This window comes from Streptomyces sp. CA-111067 (assembly GCF_050956065.1).
Classification (GTDB): domain Bacteria; phylum Actinomycetota; class Actinomycetes; order Streptomycetales; family Streptomycetaceae; genus Actinacidiphila.
On the sequence record NZ_CP192103.1, the window covers coordinates 5,799,968 to 5,817,739 of the forward strand.

A 17,772-nucleotide genomic window follows, 5' to 3' on the forward strand; every position below is an offset into this window, starting at 1 on the left:
CAGGCGCCGAGCGGACTCAGGCGCTGAGCGGACTCACTCAGGCGAAACGGTCCGCCTCGGCGGCCCCGCGCGCGTTCGCCACGTTCGCCGCCGCCATCTCGTCCACCTGGTCGAGGAACGACTTGCGGAAGCCGGCGGGGGAGCCGTCCTCGGTGTGGCGGACCCGCATGCCGTCCACCGTGACGGCCATCAGCCGGTCGTACAGGCCGCGGTCGTCGGTGTTCTTCTCGGCGATCGACACGATCGCGTAGTTCAGCTTCAGCAGGTCGGCGATCTCCACGTCACCGCGGATCGCGCCGGCCTGCTGGGCGCGCCACAGCAGTGAGCCGCCCGCCGTGCGCAGCAGCGACTTGCAGGCCGGCATCCGCGCGTCGGGACCCTCCATGATCGCCGCGGCCAGGCCGCGGTACGCGGTGGAGTGCACGGCGACCGAGCGCAGCCAGCGGGCCAGCGCCTCGGCCGGGTCCCCGCAGTGCAGCAGCTCGCGGGCGCGCTCGGTGATCGCCTCGATCTCCTGCTCGAAGACCGCGTTCATCAGCGCGTACCGGTCGGGGAAGTGGCGGTACAGCGTGCCGATGCCGACCCCGGCGTGCTTGGCGATGTCCTCCAGGGCCACATCGGTGCCGTGCACGATGAAGGCCTGCCTCGCCTCCTGGAGCAACCGGTCGTAGTTGCGCTGAGCGTCCGCCCGCATGCCGTTCACGCCTCCTGAGGTTCTGTCGCCGAAAGCCATTGTAGATCCGGAGGAAGCCTCCGTATAGTATTCGGAGGCGCCCTCCGAATAGCTAGTCTCTCCGCTGGAGGCTTACTCAGCATGTCCTCGCAAGCTGTACGCGACCTTTCCACCACCACCACCACGGGTCGGCCGTCCCCCACCCGCCGACACCCATTCTTCGCCCTTGCCGCCATTGTCGGAACCCAGCTGATGCTGCTGCTCGACGTCACCGTCGTCAACGTGGCGCTGCCCGGTATCGGCAAGCACCTCGGTTTCTCGCCGACCGGCCTGTCCTGGGTGCTCAACGTCTACACCCTCGCCTTCGGCGGCCTGCTGCTGCTCGGCAGCCGGATCGGCGACCTGATCGGCCGCCGCTCCGCGCTGATGTGGGGCGTCGGCGCCTTCACCCTGGCCTCCGTCGCGGGCGGCTTCGCCAACGACTCCACCACGCTGCTGATCGCCCGCGGGCTGCAGGGCGCCGCCGCGGCGCTGGCCGCGCCGAGCACCCTCGCGCTGATAGCGACCTCGTTCAGCGAGGGCAGCGAGCGCAACCGGGCGCTGAGCGTCTTCTCCGCGGTGGCCGGCGCCGGTTCCGCGGTCGGCCTGGTCGTCGGCGGCATGCTCACCGACTTCGGCTCCTGGCGCTGGGTGTTCTTCGTCAACATCCCGGTGGGAGCGGCCATCCTGCTGCTCGCCCCGCGGTACATCCCGGAGACCGAGAAGCACCGCGGCGGCCGGTTCGACATCGCCGGCGCGCTGACCGGCACCATCGGCATGGCCTCGCTGGTCTACGGGTTCATCCGGGTCGCCGAGAGCCACTGGGGCGACTCCCGCGCGCTGACCAGCTTCGCCATCGCCGTACTGCTGCTCGCCTCGTTCCTGGTCAACGAGACCAGGGTGGAGCGCCCGCTGGTGGTGCTGCGGCTGTTCGCCGACCGCAACCGGGCGCTGGCCTACTGCATCATGCTGCTGATCATGGCCGGCATGTTCGGCGTGTTCTACTTCACCACCCAGTACCTCCAGACCTACCTGCACTACAGCCCGTTGCGCACCGGCTTCGCCTTCCTGCCGATGGCAGGACCGCTGTTCGTGGCCGCCCGGATAGCGCCGCGCGCGCTGGCCAGGTTCGGCGCCAGGCGGGTGGCCCCGGTGGGCCTGCTGATCAACCTCATAGGCACGATCTGGATCGCCCAGCTCTCGGCGTCCGACGGCTACACCGCCGGCCTGCTCGGCCCGCTCATCCTGGCCGGTACCGGCATCGGCCTGACGGTGATGCCGCTCAACACGTTCATCCTGTCCGGCGTCGAGCCGAAGGACGCGGGCTCCGCGTCCGGGCTGTTGCAGACCATGCAGCAGGTCGGCGGCAGCCTCGGCCTGTCCGTGCTGGTCACCGTCTTCGGCACGGTGTCGCGGCACGCGCACCACGACGCGTTCATCAAGGGCGCCACCGCCGCCTACACCGCGGCGGCGATATGCGGTGCGCTGTCGCTCGCGCTGGCCCTGGCCCTCAAGACGCGCAAGGCGCCCGTCATCGGCTGAGGAGCCGAAGGCGCCCGGCAGTGCAAGGGCCATCGGTTCGAGCGCTGCCGGGCCGGACGGCGGCGCGGCGCCCGGCGGCGCTACGGCGGCGGCCGGCCGGACATGGTGTCCGGCCGGCCGCCGTCATGATCCCGCGCGGAGCGCGTCAGTCCTTGATCTCGCAGATCACCGCGCCGGAGGTGACCGAGGAGCCGACCTCGGCCTTCAGGCCGACGATCGTGCCCGAGCGGTGGGCGTTCAGCGGCTGCTCCATCTTCATCGCCTCAAGGACGACGATCAGATCGCCCTCGGCGACCTGCTGGCCCTCCTCGACCGAGACCTTCACGATCGTGCCCTGCATCGGCGAGGACAGCGAGTCGCCGGAGGCGGCCTTGGTGGACTTGACCGCGGTGCGCCGCTTCGGCTTCGCGCCGCCCGCGGCAGCGGTACGGGCCAGCGTCATGCCGAGCGAGGCCGGCAGCGACACCTCAAGGCGCTTGCCGCCGACCTCGACCACCACGGTCTCCCGGCCGGGCGCCTCGTCCTCGTCGGTCACCGCGCCGGCGAACGCCGGGATGCTGTTCACGAACTCGGTCTCGATCCACCGGGTGTGGACGGTGAACGGGCCCTTCTTGGGCGCGAACGCCGGGTCGACCACCACCGCGCGGTGGAACGGGATGGCGGTGGCCATGCCCTGCACGTCGAACTCGGCCAGTGCGCGTGCCGCGCGCTGGAGGGCCTGCTCGCGGGTGGCGCCGGTGACGATCAGCTTGGCCAGCAGCGAGTCCCACGCCGGGCCGATCACCGCGCCGGACTCCACCCCGGAGTCCAGCCGCACGCCGGGACCCGAGGGCGGCGCGAAGGTGGTGACGGTGCCGGGCGCCGGCAGGAAGCCGCGGCCCGGGTCCTCGCCGTTGATCCGGAACTCGAAGGAGTGGCCTCGCAGTTCGGGGTCGCCGTAGCCGAGCTCCTCGCCGTCGGCGATCCGGAACATCTCCCGTACCAGGTCGATGCCCGAGACCTCCTCGGTCACCGGGTGCTCCACCTGGAGCCGGGTGTTGACCTCGAGGAAGGAGATCGTGCCGTCCTGGCCGACCAGGAACTCGCAGGTGCCCGCGCCGACATAGCCGGCCTCGCTCAGGATCGCCTTGGAGGCGGTGTAGAGCTGCTTGGTCTGCTCCTCCGTCAGATACGGCGCGGGAGCCTCCTCGACCAGCTTCTGGTGCCGGCGCTGGAGCGAGCAGTCGCGGGTGGAGACCACCACGACGTTGCCGTGGGTGTCGGCCAGGCACTGCGTCTCGACGTGCCGCGGCCGGTCGAGGTAGCGCTCCACGAAGCACTCGCCGCGGCCGAAGGCGGCGACCGCCTCGCGTACCGCGGAGTCGTAGAGCTCGGGCACCTCTTCCAGGGTGCGGGCGACCTTCAGGCCGCGCCCGCCACCGCCGAAGGCGGCCTTGATGGCGATCGGCAGCCCGTGCTGCTCGGCGAAGGCCACCACCTCGTCGGAGCCCGAGACGGGGTCGGGGGTGCCGGCCACCAGCGGGGCGCCGGCGCGCTGTGCGATGTGCCGGGCGGCGACCTTGTCGCCGAGGTCCCTGATGGCCTGCGGCGGCGGGCCGATCCAGATCAGGCCGGCGTCGAGCACGGCTTGGGCGAACTCCGCGTTCTCCGACAGGAAGCCGTAACCGGGGTGGACGGAGTCCGCCCCCGACTCGGCCGCCGCCGACAGCACCTTGCCGAAGTCCAGATAGCTGGTGGCCGGTGTGTCGCCGCCCAGTGCGTACGCCTCGTCGGCCGCGCGGACGTGCAGCGCGTCCCGGTCCGGGTCGGCGTAGATTGCCACGCTGGCGATCCCGGCATCCCGGCAGGCGCGGGCGACGCGTACTGCGATTTCACCGCGGTTGGCGATGAGCACCTTGCGCACGATGGCTCCCTCCTTGAAACAAGCCAAGAGTTTAGGTAATGGCCACACTTGATGCCGAGGCACCCCTGCACGTGAGCTTGCCCACACGGAGGGTGATCCAGGGGGCTGAGAAAACCCTGAACGCCTGCTGGTCCACGGTACGGCCCCGTTCACGCCGGTGTCCCGCTCTACCCCGTGTGGGGTGGATCTCGCTCGAAGTCCGGTCAGAGACCTGACGTTCTTTTGTGGAAACCCCACGAATAGAGCAGGGAAAGTTTGCCACCGCACCTCCCCGGAGGGGTGACCCGGCGCGGAGGTCTGCCGGAAGCTGCCGCAACCCTTGCCCAGGACCGTACCCGTGAGTAGCCTGCGACCGGCAGGCGATGGGCCGGAGGTGACCGGCGGTAAGGGGACGACGTGCGCAGAGGAATAGCCGTGAGTACGGCGGTCGTGCTCGTTCTCGAAGCCCTGGTGATCGCCTTCGTGAACTGGATACTCGGCCTGGCCGTACGGCACCAGAACATGTCGCTCGGCGGCCTCGGCACCGACACGATGGCCGCCGGATCGTGGGTGGCCGGCGGGGTCTTCGCCCTCTTCCTGCTCGGCTGCGCGTTCCTGGTGGCCAGGATCGCCCGGCAGGACCGGATGGCCGGCCGGTTCGGCCGGATCGTCCTCATCGTGTGCGCGGTGGTGCACGGCGTGGTGGGCGCGGCCGTGGTCGGACTCGTCGGCTGGTACGCGTTCGTGGTGATGATGCTGATACTGGCACTGCTGGTGGGCACGTTGCTGCTCTACGCGCCGGAGGACGAGCCGGCGGCGGACGACGGTACGGCCGGTTCGGCCGTGGAGGGCCCGGCGCCGGACGGTGGTCCGGCGGTGGCGTAGCTTCCCCGGGCCCGTGACTCTCCTCAGGCCCGTAGCTCTTCTCGGGCCCGTAGCTCTTCTCAGGCCCGGCGGCCGGCGGCCGTTCAGGCCCAGAGGTCGGTGATGCGGACGCCCAGTTCGGCCAGTTGGCGGCGCAGCAGGGGCAGCGAGAGGCCGATGACGTTGCCGGGGTCGCCGTCCACGCCGTCGATGAACGGGGCCGAGCGCCCGTCGATGCTGAACGCGCCCGCGAGGGACAGCGGTTCGCCGGTGGCCACGTAGGCGGCGATCTCCTCGTCGTCCGGCGTGCCGAACCGCACGGTGGTCGAGGCGGTCTCCGAGACCTGCCGGCCGGTGGCGGTGTCGATCAGGCAGTGCCCGGTGCGCAGCACGCCGGTGCGCCCGCGCATCGCCTTCCAACGGGCCGCGGCCTCCGCCTGGTCGGCGGGCTTGCCCAGCGCCTCGCCGTCGAGTTCGAGCACCGAGTCGCAGCCGATCACCAGCTCGCCGCCCTCAAGCTGTCCGCCGCCGGCCACGGTGCCGGCCTTGGCCTCGGCGAGCACCCTGGCCAGTTCGGCGGGCGTGGGCGCGCTGATGGCGTCCTCGTCCACCCCGCTGACGAGCACGCGCGGGGCGAAGCCGGCCTGTTGGAGCAGGCCGAGCCGGGCGGGGGAGGCGGAGGCGAGCACGAGCACGCGGGAACTGGTCACCGGGACATCGTAGGGACCCGGGGGCGGGGGTGGGAGCGGGGTTCGGGGCCGGGGGTGGGCCGGGCCCTGGGCCGACCGGGCGCCGGGCCGGGGTTGGGCTGGCCCGGAGCCGGGGCCGGCGGTGTGCCGGGCGTGCCCGAAGCCGGCTCGGGCTGACCGGAAGCCGGCGCCGGCCGTGTGCCGGGCGTGCCCGAAGCCGGGCTCGGGCTTACCGGAAGCCGGCGCCGGCGCGGTCGGGGCGTGCGGGGGTCAGCCCTTCCAGCAGGCGATGGCCATGCCGATCGCCGCGGCCAGGGCGATGACCAGCATCGCCCGGCGCAGCATCGCCTGCGCCTGCCGCATCTCCTCGGGGGGCTCGTCCCGTCGATCGCCGTCCGACCACAACATGCGCCCAAGGGTGGCGCCAAGCGGAACCGCGCGCCTGAGTACGCGTACTCAGATGATCAGGCGGGCGGGAGTGAACCGGGCCGGCCCGTGTCGGGGCCGGCCCGGCCGGAGCAGGCGGCGGTCAGGCGGGCCAGCCGGACGTACGCCAGGCGCCGGCGCCCGGGCGCGGGAGGGACGCGGGTACGTTGCGGGCCGGGTCGGACCAGGCGCCCGGTCCTGGCGGGCCGTCAGGGCCCGACTCGGCCGCGGCGGCCCGAGCCTGGACCAGCGCCACGACGGCGGCCAGCTCCTCCGGCGTCGGACTGCCCCGCTCCACCTTGATCACCACGGCCCGGCTCCTCTCGTCCTCTGCTCGTCGGGTGTCCTACAGCGGGATGTTGCCGTGCTTCTTCGGCGGCAGGGTCTCCCGCTTGTTGCGCAACGTGCGCAGTGCCTTGACCAGTGCTGCCCGGGTCTGGGCGGGGGTGATCACCGCGTCCATGTAGCCGCGTTCGGCGGCCACGTACGGGTTCAGCAGGGTGTCCTCGTAGTCGGTGATCAGCTCCGCGCGCATCTCCTCGGCCCGCTCCGGGGTCTCCGCCTCGGCCAGCGTCCGGCGGTGCAGGATGTTGACGGCGCCCTGCGCCCCCATGACGGCGATCTGGGCCGTGGGCCAGGCGAGGTTGAGGTCCGCGCCCAGGTGCTTGGAGCCCATCACGTCGTACGCGCCGCCGTAAGCCTTACGGGTGACGATCGTGATCAGCGGAACTGTGGCCTCGGCGTACGCGTAGATCAATTTGGCACCACGGCGAATGATCCCGTCCCATTCCTGGCTGGTGCCGGGCAGAAATCCGGGAACGTCGACGAAGGTGACCACGGGGATGTTGAAGCTGTCGCAGGTCCGAACGAAGCGCGCCGCCTTCTCCGAGGCGTTGATGTCCAGGCAGCCGGCGAACTGCAGCGGCTGGTTGGCCACCACACCCACCGGCCTGCCCTCGATACGCCCGAACCCGGTGATGATGTTCGGCGCGAACAGCGCCTGCGTCTCCAGGAACTCGGCGTCGTCCAGGACGTGCTCGATGACCTTGTGCATGTCGTAGGGCTGGTTCGCCGAGTCCGGGATCAGGGTGTCCAGTTCCAGGTCCTCGTCGGTGATCGCCAGATCCGCGACGGCGGGGAAGGCGGGCGCCTCCTCCAGGTTGTTGGCCGGCAGGTAGGACAGCAGCGCCTTGACGTACTCGAAGGCGTCCTTCTCGTCACCCGCCAGGTGATGGGCGTTGCCCGAGGTGGAGTTGTGGGTGCGCGCGCCGCCCAGCTCCTCCATGCCGACGTCCTCGCCGGTCACCGTCTTGATGACGTCGGGGCCTGTGATGAACATGTGCGAGGTCTGGTCGACCATCACCACGAAGTCGGTGATCGCGGGGGAGTAGACCGCGCCGCCGGCGCACGGGCCCATGATCAGGCTGATCTGCGGGACCACCCCGGAGGCGTGCACGTTGCGGCGGAAGATCTCGCCGTACAGGCCGAGCGAGGCCACGCCCTCCTGGATCCGGGCGCCGCCGGAGTCGTTGATGCCGATGACCGGGCAGCCGGTCTTCAGCGCGAAGTCCATCACCTTGACGATCTTCTCGCCGTAGACCTCGCCGAGGGCGCCGCCGAAGACGGTGAAGTCCTGCGAGAACACCGCCACCGGGCGGCCCTCGACGGTGCCGTAGCCGGTCACCACCCCGTCGCCGTAGGGGCGGTTGGCCTCCAGGCCGAAGTTGGTCGACCGGTGCCGGGCGAACTCGTCCAGCTCGGTGAACGAGCCCTCGTCAAGCAGCAGTTCGACCCGCTCACGGGCGGTCAGCTTGCCCTTGGCGTGCTGCTTCTCCACCGCGCGCTGGGACCCGGCGTGCGTCGCCTCCTCGATCCGGTGGCGTAGATCCGCGATCTTCCCCGCGGTCGTGTGGATGTCGTACTCCGGCTCCGGCTCGGCCATGGGGGCGGCTCTCCTGCTCTGGACGATCCTTGTTGACTGACGAGTAACGCTGTTTGCGTAGCGTAACGGCCACGCTGGGGGACCGGCAGTGCGGCGTTGGACACACTGCCCGGCACATTCCGGATACGCCCGGGGCGCACCCCCGGACGGGCCCCCGGACGTGCTTCCTGACGGGCCGCCGGAAGAGCCCCCGGAAGGGCCGGCTTCGGCGCGGGCGGCGGGCCGCTCGTAGGGTGGAGGCCATGACGCCAAGCCGCTGGTCCGACCTGGACCGACCGCCGCTCAACGCCGCCGCGCTGCGCAAGGCCATGATCGCCCCGGCCGCCGCGCCGGACGCGCTGTGGACCTCGCTCGACGTCGTACAGAACACCGGCTCCACCAACACCGACCTGGCCGCCCGCGCCGAGGCCGGCGCCGCCGAGGGCGCCGTGCTGGTCGCCGAGGAGCAGAGCGCGGGCCGCGGCAGGCTGGACCGGCGCTGGTCGGCACCGGCCCGCTCCGGGCTGTTCTTCTCGGTGCTGCTGCGGCCGGGTGAACCGTCCCGGGCGGGCACCGCCGGCTCCACCCCCGCCGGCACCGCGTCCTCCGGCACCGCGCCCGCCGGCTCCACCCCCGACGACCCCGCCGCCGTCACCGAGCCCGCCGCGCCGTCCGGGCCCGTCCCCGTCGAGCGCTGGGGCTGGCTGCCGCTGCTCGCCGGGGTGGCCACCGCCACCGCGCTGTCCAGGGCGGCCGGCGTGGACACCGCACTCAAGTGGCCCAACGACCTGCTCCTCACCGTGGACGGCGAGGAGCGCAAGGCCGGCGGCATCCTCGCCGAGCGGGTCGGCGACAGCGCGGTGGTGATCGGCATCGGCCTGAACGTGTCGCTACGCGCCGACGAGCTGCCCGTCCCCACCGCCACCTCGCTGGCCCTGGCCGGCGCCCAGGGCACCGACCGCGACCCGCTGCTGCGGGCCGTGCTGCGTTCGCTCGCCGACTGGTACGCCGCCTGGCGGGCCGCCGACGGCGACCCGGCCGCCTCCCGGCTGCAGCAGACCTACGCGGCCGGCTGCGCCACGCTGGGCCGCCAGGTGCGCGCGGAACTGCCCGGCGGCAAGGACCTGGCCGGCACCGCGGTGGCCGTCGACGGGGCCGGCCGGCTGGTGATCGCTGGCCCCGACGGCGAGCAGCCGGTCGGCGCCGGCGACATCGTCCACCTGCGGCCGTCGAACTGACCGCGACGCGCATGAGCCCAGGCCGGAACGCGTCTGCGAGAGTGAGCCAGGGCACACCTGCCGTATCGTTGAGGGGCTGCGTCGTCTCGATGATCGGAAGGGCTGTGCGCAGGGACTCTTCAGGGGTTGGGCGGTATACGTGAACGACGCGAACCCACCGCCGAACGAGCCGTTCGCAGCGGATCCGGGCGACCCGGGTCCGGAGGGCGTCGATCCCGCGGATACCGGAGAGCACCCGCTCGCCCTCCGCCTCGAACAGCTCATCCTCGGCGCGCCCCGCCGCTACACGCCCTTCCAGGCGGCCCGTACGGCGGGCGTCTCGATGGACCTGGCGGCCCGGTTCTGGCGCGCCATGGGCTTCGCCGACATCGGCCAGGCCAGGGCGCTGACCGAGGCCGACGTGCTGGCGCTGCGCCGGCTGGCCGGCCTGGTCGAGGCGGGCCTGCTCAGCGAGTCGATGGCGATCCAGGTGGCCCGCTCCACCGGGCAGACCACCGCGCGGCTCGCCGACTGGCAGACCGACTCCTTCCTGGAGGGGCTCACCGAGCCGCCCGAGCCCGGGATGACCCGGGCGGAGGTGGCGTACCCGCTGGTCGAGCTGCTGCTGCCGGAGCTCGAGGAGTTCCTGATCTACGTCTGGCGACGGCAGGTGGCGGCGGCCACCAGCCGGGTCGTGCAGTCCGACGACGAGGAGGCCGTGGACCGTCGGCTGGCCGTCGGCTTCGCCGACCTGGTGGGCTTCACCCGGCTCACCCGGCGGCTGGAGGAGGAGGAACTCGGCGAGCTGGTCGAGGCGTTCGAGACCACCGCGGCCGACCAGGTCGCCGCGTACGGCGGCCGGCTGATCAAGACGCTCGGCGACGAGGTGCTGTTCGTCGCCGACGACCCCGGCACCGCCGCGGAGATCGGCATGCGGTTGATCGAGACGATGACCGGCGACGACACGATGCCGGCGCTGCGGGTCGGGATGGCCTTCGGCACGGTCACCACCCGGATGGGCGACGTCTTCGGTACGACGGTGAACCTGGCCTCCCGGCTGACCTCGATAGCGCCCCGGGACGCGGTGCTGGTGGACGGCGACTTCGCGCAGGCGCTCGGCGAGGCCGGCGAGGCGCCGCTGTCGGAGGCGGACGTGGACGCGGGCGACGCGGAGAAGTACCGGTTCGCGCTGCAGCCGATGTGGCGTCGGCCGGTCCGCGGGCTCGGCGTCGTCGAACCCTGGCTGCTGACCCGGCGGCAGCAGTGACAGGATGGCCCGGTTCGCGAGTTCACGGTCGTTAACCGGGAGGGTGGCAGATGGCTGAGCGGGAGCGGCGGTTCGGCGAGTGGGTGGCGGTGCGGCGGCACGGGGAGCGGGTCGCGGAACTCGTCCTCGACCGGCCGGCGGCCATGAACGCGGTCTCGACGGCCATGGCCGTCGCGCTCGCCGAGGCGTGCGCGGCGCTCGCCGCGGACGAGACGGTCAGCGTGACCGTGCTGACCTCCAGCGCGGAGCGGGCCTTCTGCGTGGGGGCTGACCTGAAGGAGCGCAACTCCTTCACGGACGCGGACCTGGCCGCGCAGCGGCCGTTCACCCGGGCGGCGTACCGGGGCGTGCTCGACCTTCCGATGCCCGCGGTCGCCGCGGTGCACGGTTACGCGCTCGGCGGGGGGTTCGAGCTCGCGCTCGCCTGCGACGTGATCGTCGCCGACGAGAGCGCGGTCGTCGGCCTGCCCGAGGTCTCCGTCGGCGTGATCCCCGGCGGCGGCGGCACCCAGACGCTCCCCCGCCGGGTGGGCGCCGCCCGGGCCGCCGAACTGGTCTTCTCCGCCCGCCGCGTCCCGGCCCCCGAGGCCCTGACCCTCGGCCTGATCGACCAGCTCACCCCCGCGGGTGAGGCCCGCGCTACCGCTCTGACGCTGGCTGGGCGTTTCGCCGCGAACTCCCCGATCTCCCTGCGCGCCGCGAAGCAGGCCCTCCGCGCCTCCCCGTCCTTGCCCCTCGGCCCGGCCCTGGACCTCGAAGACGCTTCCTGGCACCGCGCCGCGTTCTCCCCCGACAGGAGGGAGGGCGTCACGGCCTTCAACGAGAAGCGCGCTCCGCGCTGGTAGCCGCTTTTCCCCCCGGTGGGAGCTGGTTGAGACCCGCCCCGTTTGCCGCGGCCCGGCGGTGGCTGGCGGCGCAGTTCCCCGCGCCGCTGGGTGGGGGGTGGTTGCCCTTGCCCGTTTGCCGCGGCCCGGCGGTGGCTGGTCGCGCAGCTCCCCGCGCCCCTATCGGGGCCCGACCTCGCGCCCACGCGGCGGCAGCCGCAGAGCAGGTACAGCCCCGCGCCCCTGACGGGGCCCGCCGAGCCGCTTGCGGTCGAACCGCACCTGCGGCCCGGCGGTGGCTGGTGGCGCAGTTCCCCGCGCCCCTTCGGGGCCCGTTCGGGCGAGCGAATCGCCCTGGCGAGGAGCGCCTCGACACGGGCGCGGGGCTGTTCGTGATTTGCGACTCTGTCGCGTGGGCGCGAGGACGTGCCCCGTCAGGGGCGCGGGGAACTGCGCGACGAGCCACGGCGGACCGTAACTGTTTGCACCGGCCGCAGCCAGCCCCTACCCAGGGGCGCGGGGAACTGCGCCACCAGCCAGCGCGGGCCGCAACTGTTCGCACCGGCCGCAACCCCGGGATCCGTAAAAGACTAGAAGTAGTGGCCCTCCTCCAGATCGGCGATCAGGGTCGTTCCCCCCGGGCGCCAGCCCAACGTCTGGCGGGTCTGGGTGCTTGAGGCCGGGGCGTCGAGGCCGATGTAGGCGCCCAGCCAGCCGAAGTGGGTGAGGGCGGAATCGGCCGGGATGGAAGCCGTCGGGATGGCGAGGTGGTGGGCGATCACCTCGGACACCTCGCGGATCCGTACGCCCTCCTCCGCCACCGCGTGGACCGTCGTGCCCGGCTCCGCCTGCTCCAGCGCCAGGCGGAAGACGCGGGCCGCGTCGAGCTGGTGGACGGCCGGCCAGCGGTTGGCGCCGTCCTCGACGTAACCCGAGACGCCCTTCGCGCGGGCGATCGAGACCAGCTCCGCCATGAAGCCGTGATCGCCCTCCCCGTGCACCGTGGGCGGCAGCCGGACGATCGAGGACCGCACTCCGCGCGAGGCGAGATCGCGCGCCGCGTGCGCCGTGGCCATCCGGGTCTGCGGGCCGGCGGCCCCGCCGCCGAACGCCGGGTCGGGGGCCTGGCCGTCCTGCTCGGTCGCCACCCGCCCCGCGCCGAGCCCGAGCACCCCGGACGCCAGGACGAACGGCCGCCCGGAGCCGGCCAGCGCGTCGCCGAACGCCTCGACCGCGCGGGCGTCGGCCTCCGCGGCGCCCTGGAAGTTCCCGGAGAACGCCAGGTCGTGCTTGAACGCGAGGTGGATCACCCCGTCCGCCGCGTCCGCCGCGCCGCGCAGCCCCTCCAGATCGTCCAGGTCACCGCGCCGCACCTCCGCCCCCGCCTTGCTGAGCGCAGCGGCGGAGGCGTCGGAGCGCGCCAGCCCGACCACCTCGTGCCCCGCCCCGATGAGTTCGGGCACGACGGCGGAGCCGATCCAGCCGGAAGCTCCGGTGACGAATACGCGCATGAGTAAACCTCCAGGTCAGTGAGCGTCCCAGCCCGAAATCCGGGCCCGGACGGTTGATGTCAGTCGCTGTCATCAACCGTAGCACCCTCATGTCAGTCACTGCCATCACGTATGATCCGATGTATGAGCCGATGGGAGCCGAACGCGCGGGGGCGCCTTGAGCAGGCGGCCTTGGAGCTCTACCGCGAGCGCGGATTCGAACAGACCACCGTCGCGGAGATCGCCAAGCGGGCCGGCCTGACCGAGCGGACGTTCTTCCGCTACTTCGCCGACAAGCGCGAAGTGCTGTTCTCCGGCGGGGCCGACCTCCAGGCCCTCGTCGTGGACGCCGTCGCCGGCGCACCGCCGAGCGCCGTCCCGATCGACGCGATCGCCGTCGCCCTGGACGCCGTCGCCGCCCTCTTCCAGGACCGCCGCGAGCACTCGCGGCAGCGCCAGGCCGTCATCGTCGTCAACGCCGAACTGCGCGAGCGCGAGCTGATCAAGCTCGCCTCGCTCACCGCGGCGATGGCCGGCGCGCTGCGCGGGCGCGGCGTCGCCGAGCCGGCCGCGAGCCTGGCCGCCGAGGCCGGCGCCGCCGTCTTCCGGATCGCGTTCGAGCGCTGGCTCACGGACTCCGACCAGCACGACTTCACCGCGCTCATGCGGGAGTCGCTGGCCGAGCTGAAGGCCGTGACGGCGGGCGGTTGACCCGCCGCGGGCCCGGCGGCCCATCGGTCACTGAACGTCACCGGCCGAGTGTGGCCACAAGGGGCCGTTCGGCTCAGCCGAGGGTTGTTATGCGGCGAATATCCCTAACCTGGTGTGATGGGTGAAGGGACGGCCGACCTGCGGCTGCGAGCGGTCGTCGAGCTGGCGCAGGCGCTGGCCACGGCGCAGACACCGCTCGCCGCGGTACGGGCCGGGGCGCGCCGGGCGCGGATCGCGATGGGCGGCTCGTTCGCGGCGATCTCGGCCTGGAAACGGGACACCGGGCAGCTGCGGGTGCTGGTCAACGACGGCGACCTCGCGCCCGGCGAGGAGCCGGAACCGGCCGACGAGTCGTACTCCGTGCACGACTTCCCCGAGATCGCCGAGTTCCTGCACGGCAGCTGGGCCGCCGGCGGCGAGGCGCACGCCTGGGTGGAGACCGCCGACGGTACGGGGGCCTCACCCGGTGGCAGCAGCTGGGGCCGGGCGGCGGCGCTGCGGCGGCGCGGGCGCGGCAGCTGCGTGGTCGCGCCGATCGTGCTGCACGGGCGGGCCTGGGGCGAGCTCTATGTGGCCCGCAGGACGGAGGAGCCGGAGTTCGGGCGGTCGGACGCGGAGTTCGCCACCGTACTGGCCGCCGTGATCGCGGCCGGCCTGGCCCAGACCGAACGCCTCGCCGAGGTGCAGCGGCTGGCGTTCACCGACCCGCTGACCGGTCTCGGCAACCGCCGCGCGGTCGACGTCCGGCTGGACAAGGCGCTGGCCAGGCACCGGGCCGACGAGACGGTGGTCAGCCTGGTGGTCTGCGACCTCAACGGCCTGAAGAAGGTGAACGACCAGCTGGGGCACGCCGTCGGGGACCGGCTGCTGGAACGATTCGGCTCGCTGCTGTCACTGTGCGGCGCGATGCTGCCCGGGAGCCTGGCGGCGCGGCTCGGCGGCGACGAGTTCTGCGTCGTCGCGGTCGGGCAGAGCGCGGACGAGGTGGTCGCGGCGGCGGACGAGCTGTGCAGGAGGTCGGCGACGCTCGAAGTGGGGGAGGGGGTGGCCTGCGGGGTGGCGTCCACCGAGGACCCGATCGGCCCGGTCCGCTCGGCCCGCAGGCTGTTCCGGCTGGCCGACGCGGCCCAGTACCGCGCGAAGGCGCTCCGCGCGGACCACCCCGTGGTCGCCGGCCGCGAGGGCCCCGAGGACCCGGTCCTCCGCCTCGCCGACTCCCCACCCCCGCGCCCGGAGGCCGAACGCCGCCACCTGCGCGGCCACCGCCCGTAGCCCGACCGGCCGGGCCGCCCGCTACTGTCGGCCCCGTCGAACACGCGTCGAGGGGCAGGCGGTTGAAGTGGTGAGCAGGATGCGGATCGGTGCGCTGGTCGGAGTGATGGTGTTACTGGGCGGGTGCGGTGTGATCGGTGGGAGCGGCGGCCACAAAGGGGCGTCGGGCCCGGCGCCCAAACCGTTGGAGGTGATCGACCAGATGCGCCCGGATGTCACGGCCGCGGTGCGGGCGGCGATGCCGGGGCGGGAACTGCTTGAGCCTTCGTACGACCGGGAGAACTGCAAGGCTTCGCGTTGGGCGGACACCGCAAGTTCCGGCAAGATCATCGAGATCGAGATCGCGGGGGCTGATGGCGGCGCCTCGGACCGGCGCTCGGTGGCAGAGATCATCGCGGTGATGGCCAAGACGCTGGAGTCGCGCGGCTGGAAGCTCAACGCGGACCGCTATCCGCCGACCGAGACGACGAAGGAACTGACCAAACCCGACATCCATGGGGTCGTACACCTCGATGGCAGCCGCATCGACCTCGGAAAGGGCAGGAGCTTTCCAACGGTGAACGGCACCATGCTCAGCGACTGCCTGCCCAACCCGAACAAGTGAGCCGCGGACTCATGGCGAGGACGGTCTACGGCCGAATTTGCTGTCCGCGGCGTCCGCGTCCCGGCCCCGCTGACCGCCCTCCGCGTCCAGTTGGTCGGCGATCGTCGCCAACTTGCCTTTCCAGACCTTGAGTTCGCCTCGAACGCGCTCTGCCTGCGGCCCCGACCAGCTCTGGTCCCCGGCCTTGCGGTCCGCGGCGATCTCCGTCGTGGAGTCGAGTAGAGCTCTTGTGTCGGTGGACAGTTGGTGCAGGCGGGTCTTCTCGCCCCGCAGTTTGTCGCCTTGTGCGCCCATCTTCCCCCCGGTCGCTCGTTTGTCTGACTACCATACGTACTCATGGGAATGCTGACAGTCGATCCGGACATGCTCGATTCTCTGGCCGGGTCGTGCGAAGAGAAAGTGAAGAGCGGCATTCCGGATCTCCTGCGCAGGGCACAGGAGTTATCGGCGGCGGACAAGGTAGCCGTTCTCAAGCAATTACGGACATATCTCGTGGACACTGCACGAGATCTGCGGAACAAGGCGCACGGACTGCGCAACCCGCCCACGGATCCGTTCAGTTCGCTGTCCACATTCGGACTGCCCACCGGATTCGACGTCGGTTCCCCTGCCGTCGCCGGGCTGAAGACCGACTTCGCGCAGTTCATGGCCGCGCACAAGGCGGATTCCCCAGCCGCGAGGGCGCAGGCCGTCAAGGACTACTTCGCCACCCTGACTCCGTTGCAGCAGGCCGAGTTGGCCGAGTCGGACCCGAACCTCGTGGGCAATACGGACGGAGTACCCCCTACTGTCCGCTTCGCCGCGAACCGGATCGGGATCCAGCAGGAGTACGCCACCGAACTCGCCTATCTCAAGACGCTCGACCCGGCAGATACCACCTACCAGCGGACCAAGCAGCGGGTCGACACACTGCGGGGCTTCCTCGTCCCGCGCGAGCGGAAGTACCGTGACCCCGACACCAAGAAGATCATCACACGTGAGATCCCACGCCAGTTCCTGGTCTTCGATCCGGCCTTCGGATCGGTCGCCGACCCGAAGGCGACCCCCTTCCAGGACGGCCGGGTCGCCGAGGTCGTCGGCGACCTGGAGACGGCGAAGAACGTAGCCTTCCGGGTCCCGGGCATCAGGAACCGGCTGGACAACTTCGATGGATTCGGCAGCGGCGGCTACAACCTGGCGCAGACTCACGGCAGCGACGGTGCGGAGAGAACCGACACGGCCGTGGTGAGCTGGATGGGCTATGACACCCCGGAAATCGGCGACTCCGTCGACCCGGCCAAAGCCGTGACCGGCGGAAAGGAACTGGCGGACTTCACCGCCGGCATCTCCGTGGACCTCGCACCCGGTGCCAGCTTCGACGTCTTCGCGCACAGCTACGGCACGCTGGTCACCAGCAAGGCACTTCAGGACGGGATGCACCCCGACAACGTGACCTTCATGGGCAGCCCGGGGCTCGGCCCGAACATCAACTCCGTCGCCGACTTCCATCTGAACGGCACGCACTTCTATGCCATGCGCGCGCCGGGCGACCCAGTCTCGTACACGCAAGGGCTCGGCAACGATCCGGCAGACTTCCCCGACATCACGCGACTCGGCACCACGGGGTCCACCGGACACTCCCAGTATTGGAACACGGATACCGATTCGCTCACGAACATGCAGAAGATCCTCTTCGGCGACCCGACGAAAGTCACCCTCACCCACACCTCACTCGATGAAGAGATGACGGGTGCGGCCGAACTCCGCGATCTGGTGGGCTTCCTGGAGAAGCGCGTGCCGCCCGACGTCGTGGCGAAGATGGGCGCCGACCTCGACCCGATCCTTCAGAACGCCCTCGCCAAGCGGACCTCCTTCACCGACGAACTCGGCCCGCTCAACGCGGTGCTCAACAAATACAACATGCTGGACCGTGTCACTCCCAAGGCTCTCCAGGGCGAGTTGGTCAAGCTGTCCGCTCAGCTCGCGTACCGGACCGCCTACAAGAAAGCCATCAGCGAACATCTGTCGCCGGCGCTGTCGCGGCAGTTGGCGGAGGCGGCCATGTTCACCGCTTTCGCGACCGCCGAGGTGGTCACGCTGCCGGTGGTCAAGGCGTTGGAGCTCGATCGCCTCCAGAACAACGTCCGGCAGCTCTTCGATCACGAGAACAAGGACGTGGCCCGGGTCTCGATCGACGGCGTCAAAGCGTGGAACGACGTGAAGTCCGGCGATGTCATGGGGTTCGGGCACGATGCGAAGGACGCGGCGAAGACGGTGGGGGACGCGGGCAGGACCGCTGTCAAGAAGGGCGCCGGTATCGTCAAATCCGCGGGTGATTTCCTGGGATTGTGACCCGCCGTTCACGGGGGCCG

Annotated in this window: 17 protein-coding genes; 9 read left to right on the forward strand and 8 right to left on the reverse strand. The window is 71.6% G+C overall.

Annotation, left to right across the window (positions count from 1 at the left end; translation table 11 throughout):
* Positions 1-37: 37 nt before the first annotated feature.
* Positions 38-694: a TetR/AcrR family transcriptional regulator gene (locus tag ACQPW6_RS25595; RefSeq protein WP_433892019.1), complete on the reverse strand. Its 657-nt coding sequence runs from the start codon at positions 692-694 to the stop codon at positions 38-40.
* 120 nt (positions 695-814) lie between these two features.
* On the opposite strand from ACQPW6_RS25595, the gene ACQPW6_RS25600 reads away from it, so the two are divergent.
* The gene (locus ACQPW6_RS25600) at positions 815-2,254 is read left to right on the forward strand and encodes an MFS transporter (RefSeq protein ID WP_433892020.1); all 1,440 of its coding nucleotides are present in this window, start codon (positions 815-817) and stop codon (positions 2,252-2,254) included.
* A 145-nt stretch (positions 2,255-2,399) separates the two neighbouring features.
* Here ACQPW6_RS25600 and ACQPW6_RS25605 read toward each other — a convergent pair whose 3' ends face one another.
* Positions 2,400-4,157 carry an acetyl/propionyl/methylcrotonyl-CoA carboxylase subunit alpha gene (locus ACQPW6_RS25605; RefSeq protein WP_433892021.1) on the reverse strand — a complete coding sequence of 586 codons (1,758 nt, stop codon included), beginning with the start codon at positions 4,155-4,157 and terminating at the stop codon, positions 2,400-2,402.
* A gap of 414 nt (positions 4,158-4,571) precedes the next feature.
* On the opposite strand from ACQPW6_RS25605, the gene ACQPW6_RS25610 reads away from it, so the two are divergent.
* Positions 4,572-5,021: a hypothetical protein gene (locus ACQPW6_RS25610; protein ID WP_433892022.1), complete on the forward strand. Its 450-nt coding sequence runs from the start codon at positions 4,572-4,574 to the stop codon at positions 5,019-5,021.
* A gap of 83 nt (positions 5,022-5,104) precedes the next feature.
* On the opposite strand, the gene ACQPW6_RS25615 is transcribed toward ACQPW6_RS25610, so the two are convergent.
* The 4 genes from ACQPW6_RS25615 to ACQPW6_RS25630 form a co-directional block, all read right to left on the reverse strand.
* Complete coding sequence (locus tag ACQPW6_RS25615) at positions 5,105-5,710, reverse strand: Maf family protein (protein WP_433892023.1); 606 nt, start codon at positions 5,708-5,710, stop codon at positions 5,105-5,107.
* Positions 5,711-5,959: 249 nt separating this feature from the next.
* On the reverse strand, positions 5,960-6,097 hold the full coding sequence (mmpB, locus tag ACQPW6_RS25620; protein WP_433892024.1) for a morphogenic membrane protein MmpB: 138 nt from the start codon (positions 6,095-6,097) through the stop codon (positions 5,960-5,962).
* A gap of 121 nt (positions 6,098-6,218) precedes the next feature.
* Positions 6,219-6,425: an acyl-CoA carboxylase epsilon subunit gene (locus ACQPW6_RS25625; protein ID WP_433892025.1), complete on the reverse strand. Its 207-nt coding sequence runs from the start codon at positions 6,423-6,425 to the stop codon at positions 6,219-6,221.
* A 36-nt stretch (positions 6,426-6,461) separates the two neighbouring features.
* The gene (locus ACQPW6_RS25630; protein ID WP_433892026.1) at positions 6,462-8,057 is read right to left on the reverse strand and encodes an acyl-CoA carboxylase subunit beta; all 1,596 of its coding nucleotides are present in this window, start codon (positions 8,055-8,057) and stop codon (positions 6,462-6,464) included.
* Between the two features lie 242 nt (positions 8,058-8,299).
* On the opposite strand from ACQPW6_RS25630, the gene ACQPW6_RS25635 reads away from it, so the two are divergent.
* The 3 genes from ACQPW6_RS25635 (at position 8,300) to ACQPW6_RS25645 (ending at position 11,365) form a co-directional block, all read left to right on the forward strand.
* The gene (locus ACQPW6_RS25635; protein WP_433892027.1) at positions 8,300-9,274 is read left to right on the forward strand and encodes a biotin--[acetyl-CoA-carboxylase] ligase; all 975 of its coding nucleotides are present in this window, start codon (positions 8,300-8,302) and stop codon (positions 9,272-9,274) included.
* Positions 9,275-9,413: 139 nt separating this feature from the next.
* Complete coding sequence (locus tag ACQPW6_RS25640; protein ID WP_433892028.1) at positions 9,414-10,520, forward strand: adenylate/guanylate cyclase domain-containing protein; 1,107 nt, start codon at positions 9,414-9,416, stop codon at positions 10,518-10,520.
* Positions 10,521-10,570: 50 nt separating this feature from the next.
* A complete protein-coding gene (locus ACQPW6_RS25645) occupies positions 10,571-11,365 on the forward strand; it encodes an enoyl-CoA hydratase/isomerase family protein (RefSeq protein ID WP_433892029.1) in 795 nt (264 codons plus the stop codon).
* A 569-nt stretch (positions 11,366-11,934) separates the two neighbouring features.
* On the opposite strand, the gene ACQPW6_RS25650 is transcribed toward ACQPW6_RS25645, so the two are convergent.
* Positions 11,935-12,855: an SDR family oxidoreductase gene (locus ACQPW6_RS25650; RefSeq protein ID WP_433892030.1), complete on the reverse strand. Its 921-nt coding sequence runs from the start codon at positions 12,853-12,855 to the stop codon at positions 11,935-11,937.
* Positions 12,856-12,978: 123 nt separating this feature from the next.
* On the opposite strand from ACQPW6_RS25650, the gene ACQPW6_RS25655 reads away from it, so the two are divergent.
* From ACQPW6_RS25655 to ACQPW6_RS25665, 3 genes are all read left to right on the forward strand, one after another.
* A complete protein-coding gene (locus ACQPW6_RS25655; RefSeq protein ID WP_433892031.1) occupies positions 12,979-13,545 on the forward strand; it encodes a TetR family transcriptional regulator in 567 nt (188 codons plus the stop codon).
* A gap of 117 nt (positions 13,546-13,662) precedes the next feature.
* A complete protein-coding gene (locus ACQPW6_RS25660) occupies positions 13,663-14,817 on the forward strand; it encodes a diguanylate cyclase domain-containing protein (protein WP_433892032.1) in 1,155 nt (384 codons plus the stop codon).
* A gap of 79 nt (positions 14,818-14,896) precedes the next feature.
* The gene (locus tag ACQPW6_RS25665) at positions 14,897-15,421 is read left to right on the forward strand and encodes a hypothetical protein (RefSeq protein ID WP_433892033.1); all 525 of its coding nucleotides are present in this window, start codon (positions 14,897-14,899) and stop codon (positions 15,419-15,421) included.
* A 9-nt stretch (positions 15,422-15,430) separates the two neighbouring features.
* Here ACQPW6_RS25665 and ACQPW6_RS25670 read toward each other — a convergent pair whose 3' ends face one another.
* Positions 15,431-15,715, reverse strand: a complete 285-nt coding sequence (locus ACQPW6_RS25670; protein WP_433892034.1) for a hypothetical protein — start codon at positions 15,713-15,715, stop codon at positions 15,431-15,433.
* A gap of 42 nt (positions 15,716-15,757) precedes the next feature.
* Here ACQPW6_RS25670 and ACQPW6_RS25675 point away from each other — a divergent pair, with 42 nt between their 5' ends.
* A complete protein-coding gene (locus ACQPW6_RS25675; protein ID WP_433892035.1) occupies positions 15,758-17,752 on the forward strand; it encodes an alpha/beta hydrolase in 1,995 nt (664 codons plus the stop codon).
* Positions 17,753-17,772: the final 20 nt, after the last annotated feature.

Coding starts and splice junctions, on each gene's coding strand:
- ACQPW6_RS25595 (WP_433892019.1), bottom strand. CDS start 694: ATGCGGGCGGACGCTCAGCGCAACTACGACCGGTTGCTCCAGGAGGCG.
- ACQPW6_RS25600 (WP_433892020.1), top strand. CDS start 815: ATGTCCTCGCAAGCTGTACGCGACCTTTCCACCACCACCACCACGGGT.
- mmpB (WP_433892024.1), bottom strand. CDS start 6,097: ATGTTGTGGTCGGACGGCGATCGACGGGACGAGCCCCCCGAGGAGATG.
- ACQPW6_RS25630 (WP_433892026.1), bottom strand. CDS start 8,057: ATGGCCGAGCCGGAGCCGGAGTACGACATCCACACGACCGCGGGGAAG.
- ACQPW6_RS25635 (WP_433892027.1), top strand. CDS start 8,300: ATGACGCCAAGCCGCTGGTCCGACCTGGACCGACCGCCGCTCAACGCC.
- ACQPW6_RS25645 (WP_433892029.1), top strand. CDS start 10,571: ATGGCTGAGCGGGAGCGGCGGTTCGGCGAGTGGGTGGCGGTGCGGCGG.
- ACQPW6_RS25650 (WP_433892030.1), bottom strand. CDS start 12,855: ATGCGCGTATTCGTCACCGGAGCTTCCGGCTGGATCGGCTCCGCCGTC.
- ACQPW6_RS25655 (WP_433892031.1), top strand. CDS start 12,979: ATGAGCCGATGGGAGCCGAACGCGCGGGGGCGCCTTGAGCAGGCGGCC.
- ACQPW6_RS25660 (WP_433892032.1), top strand. CDS start 13,663: ATGGGTGAAGGGACGGCCGACCTGCGGCTGCGAGCGGTCGTCGAGCTG.
- ACQPW6_RS25665 (WP_433892033.1), top strand. CDS start 14,897: ATGCGGATCGGTGCGCTGGTCGGAGTGATGGTGTTACTGGGCGGGTGC.
- ACQPW6_RS25670 (WP_433892034.1), bottom strand. CDS start 15,715: ATGGGCGCACAAGGCGACAAACTGCGGGGCGAGAAGACCCGCCTGCAC.
- ACQPW6_RS25675 (WP_433892035.1), top strand. CDS start 15,758: ATGGGAATGCTGACAGTCGATCCGGACATGCTCGATTCTCTGGCCGGG.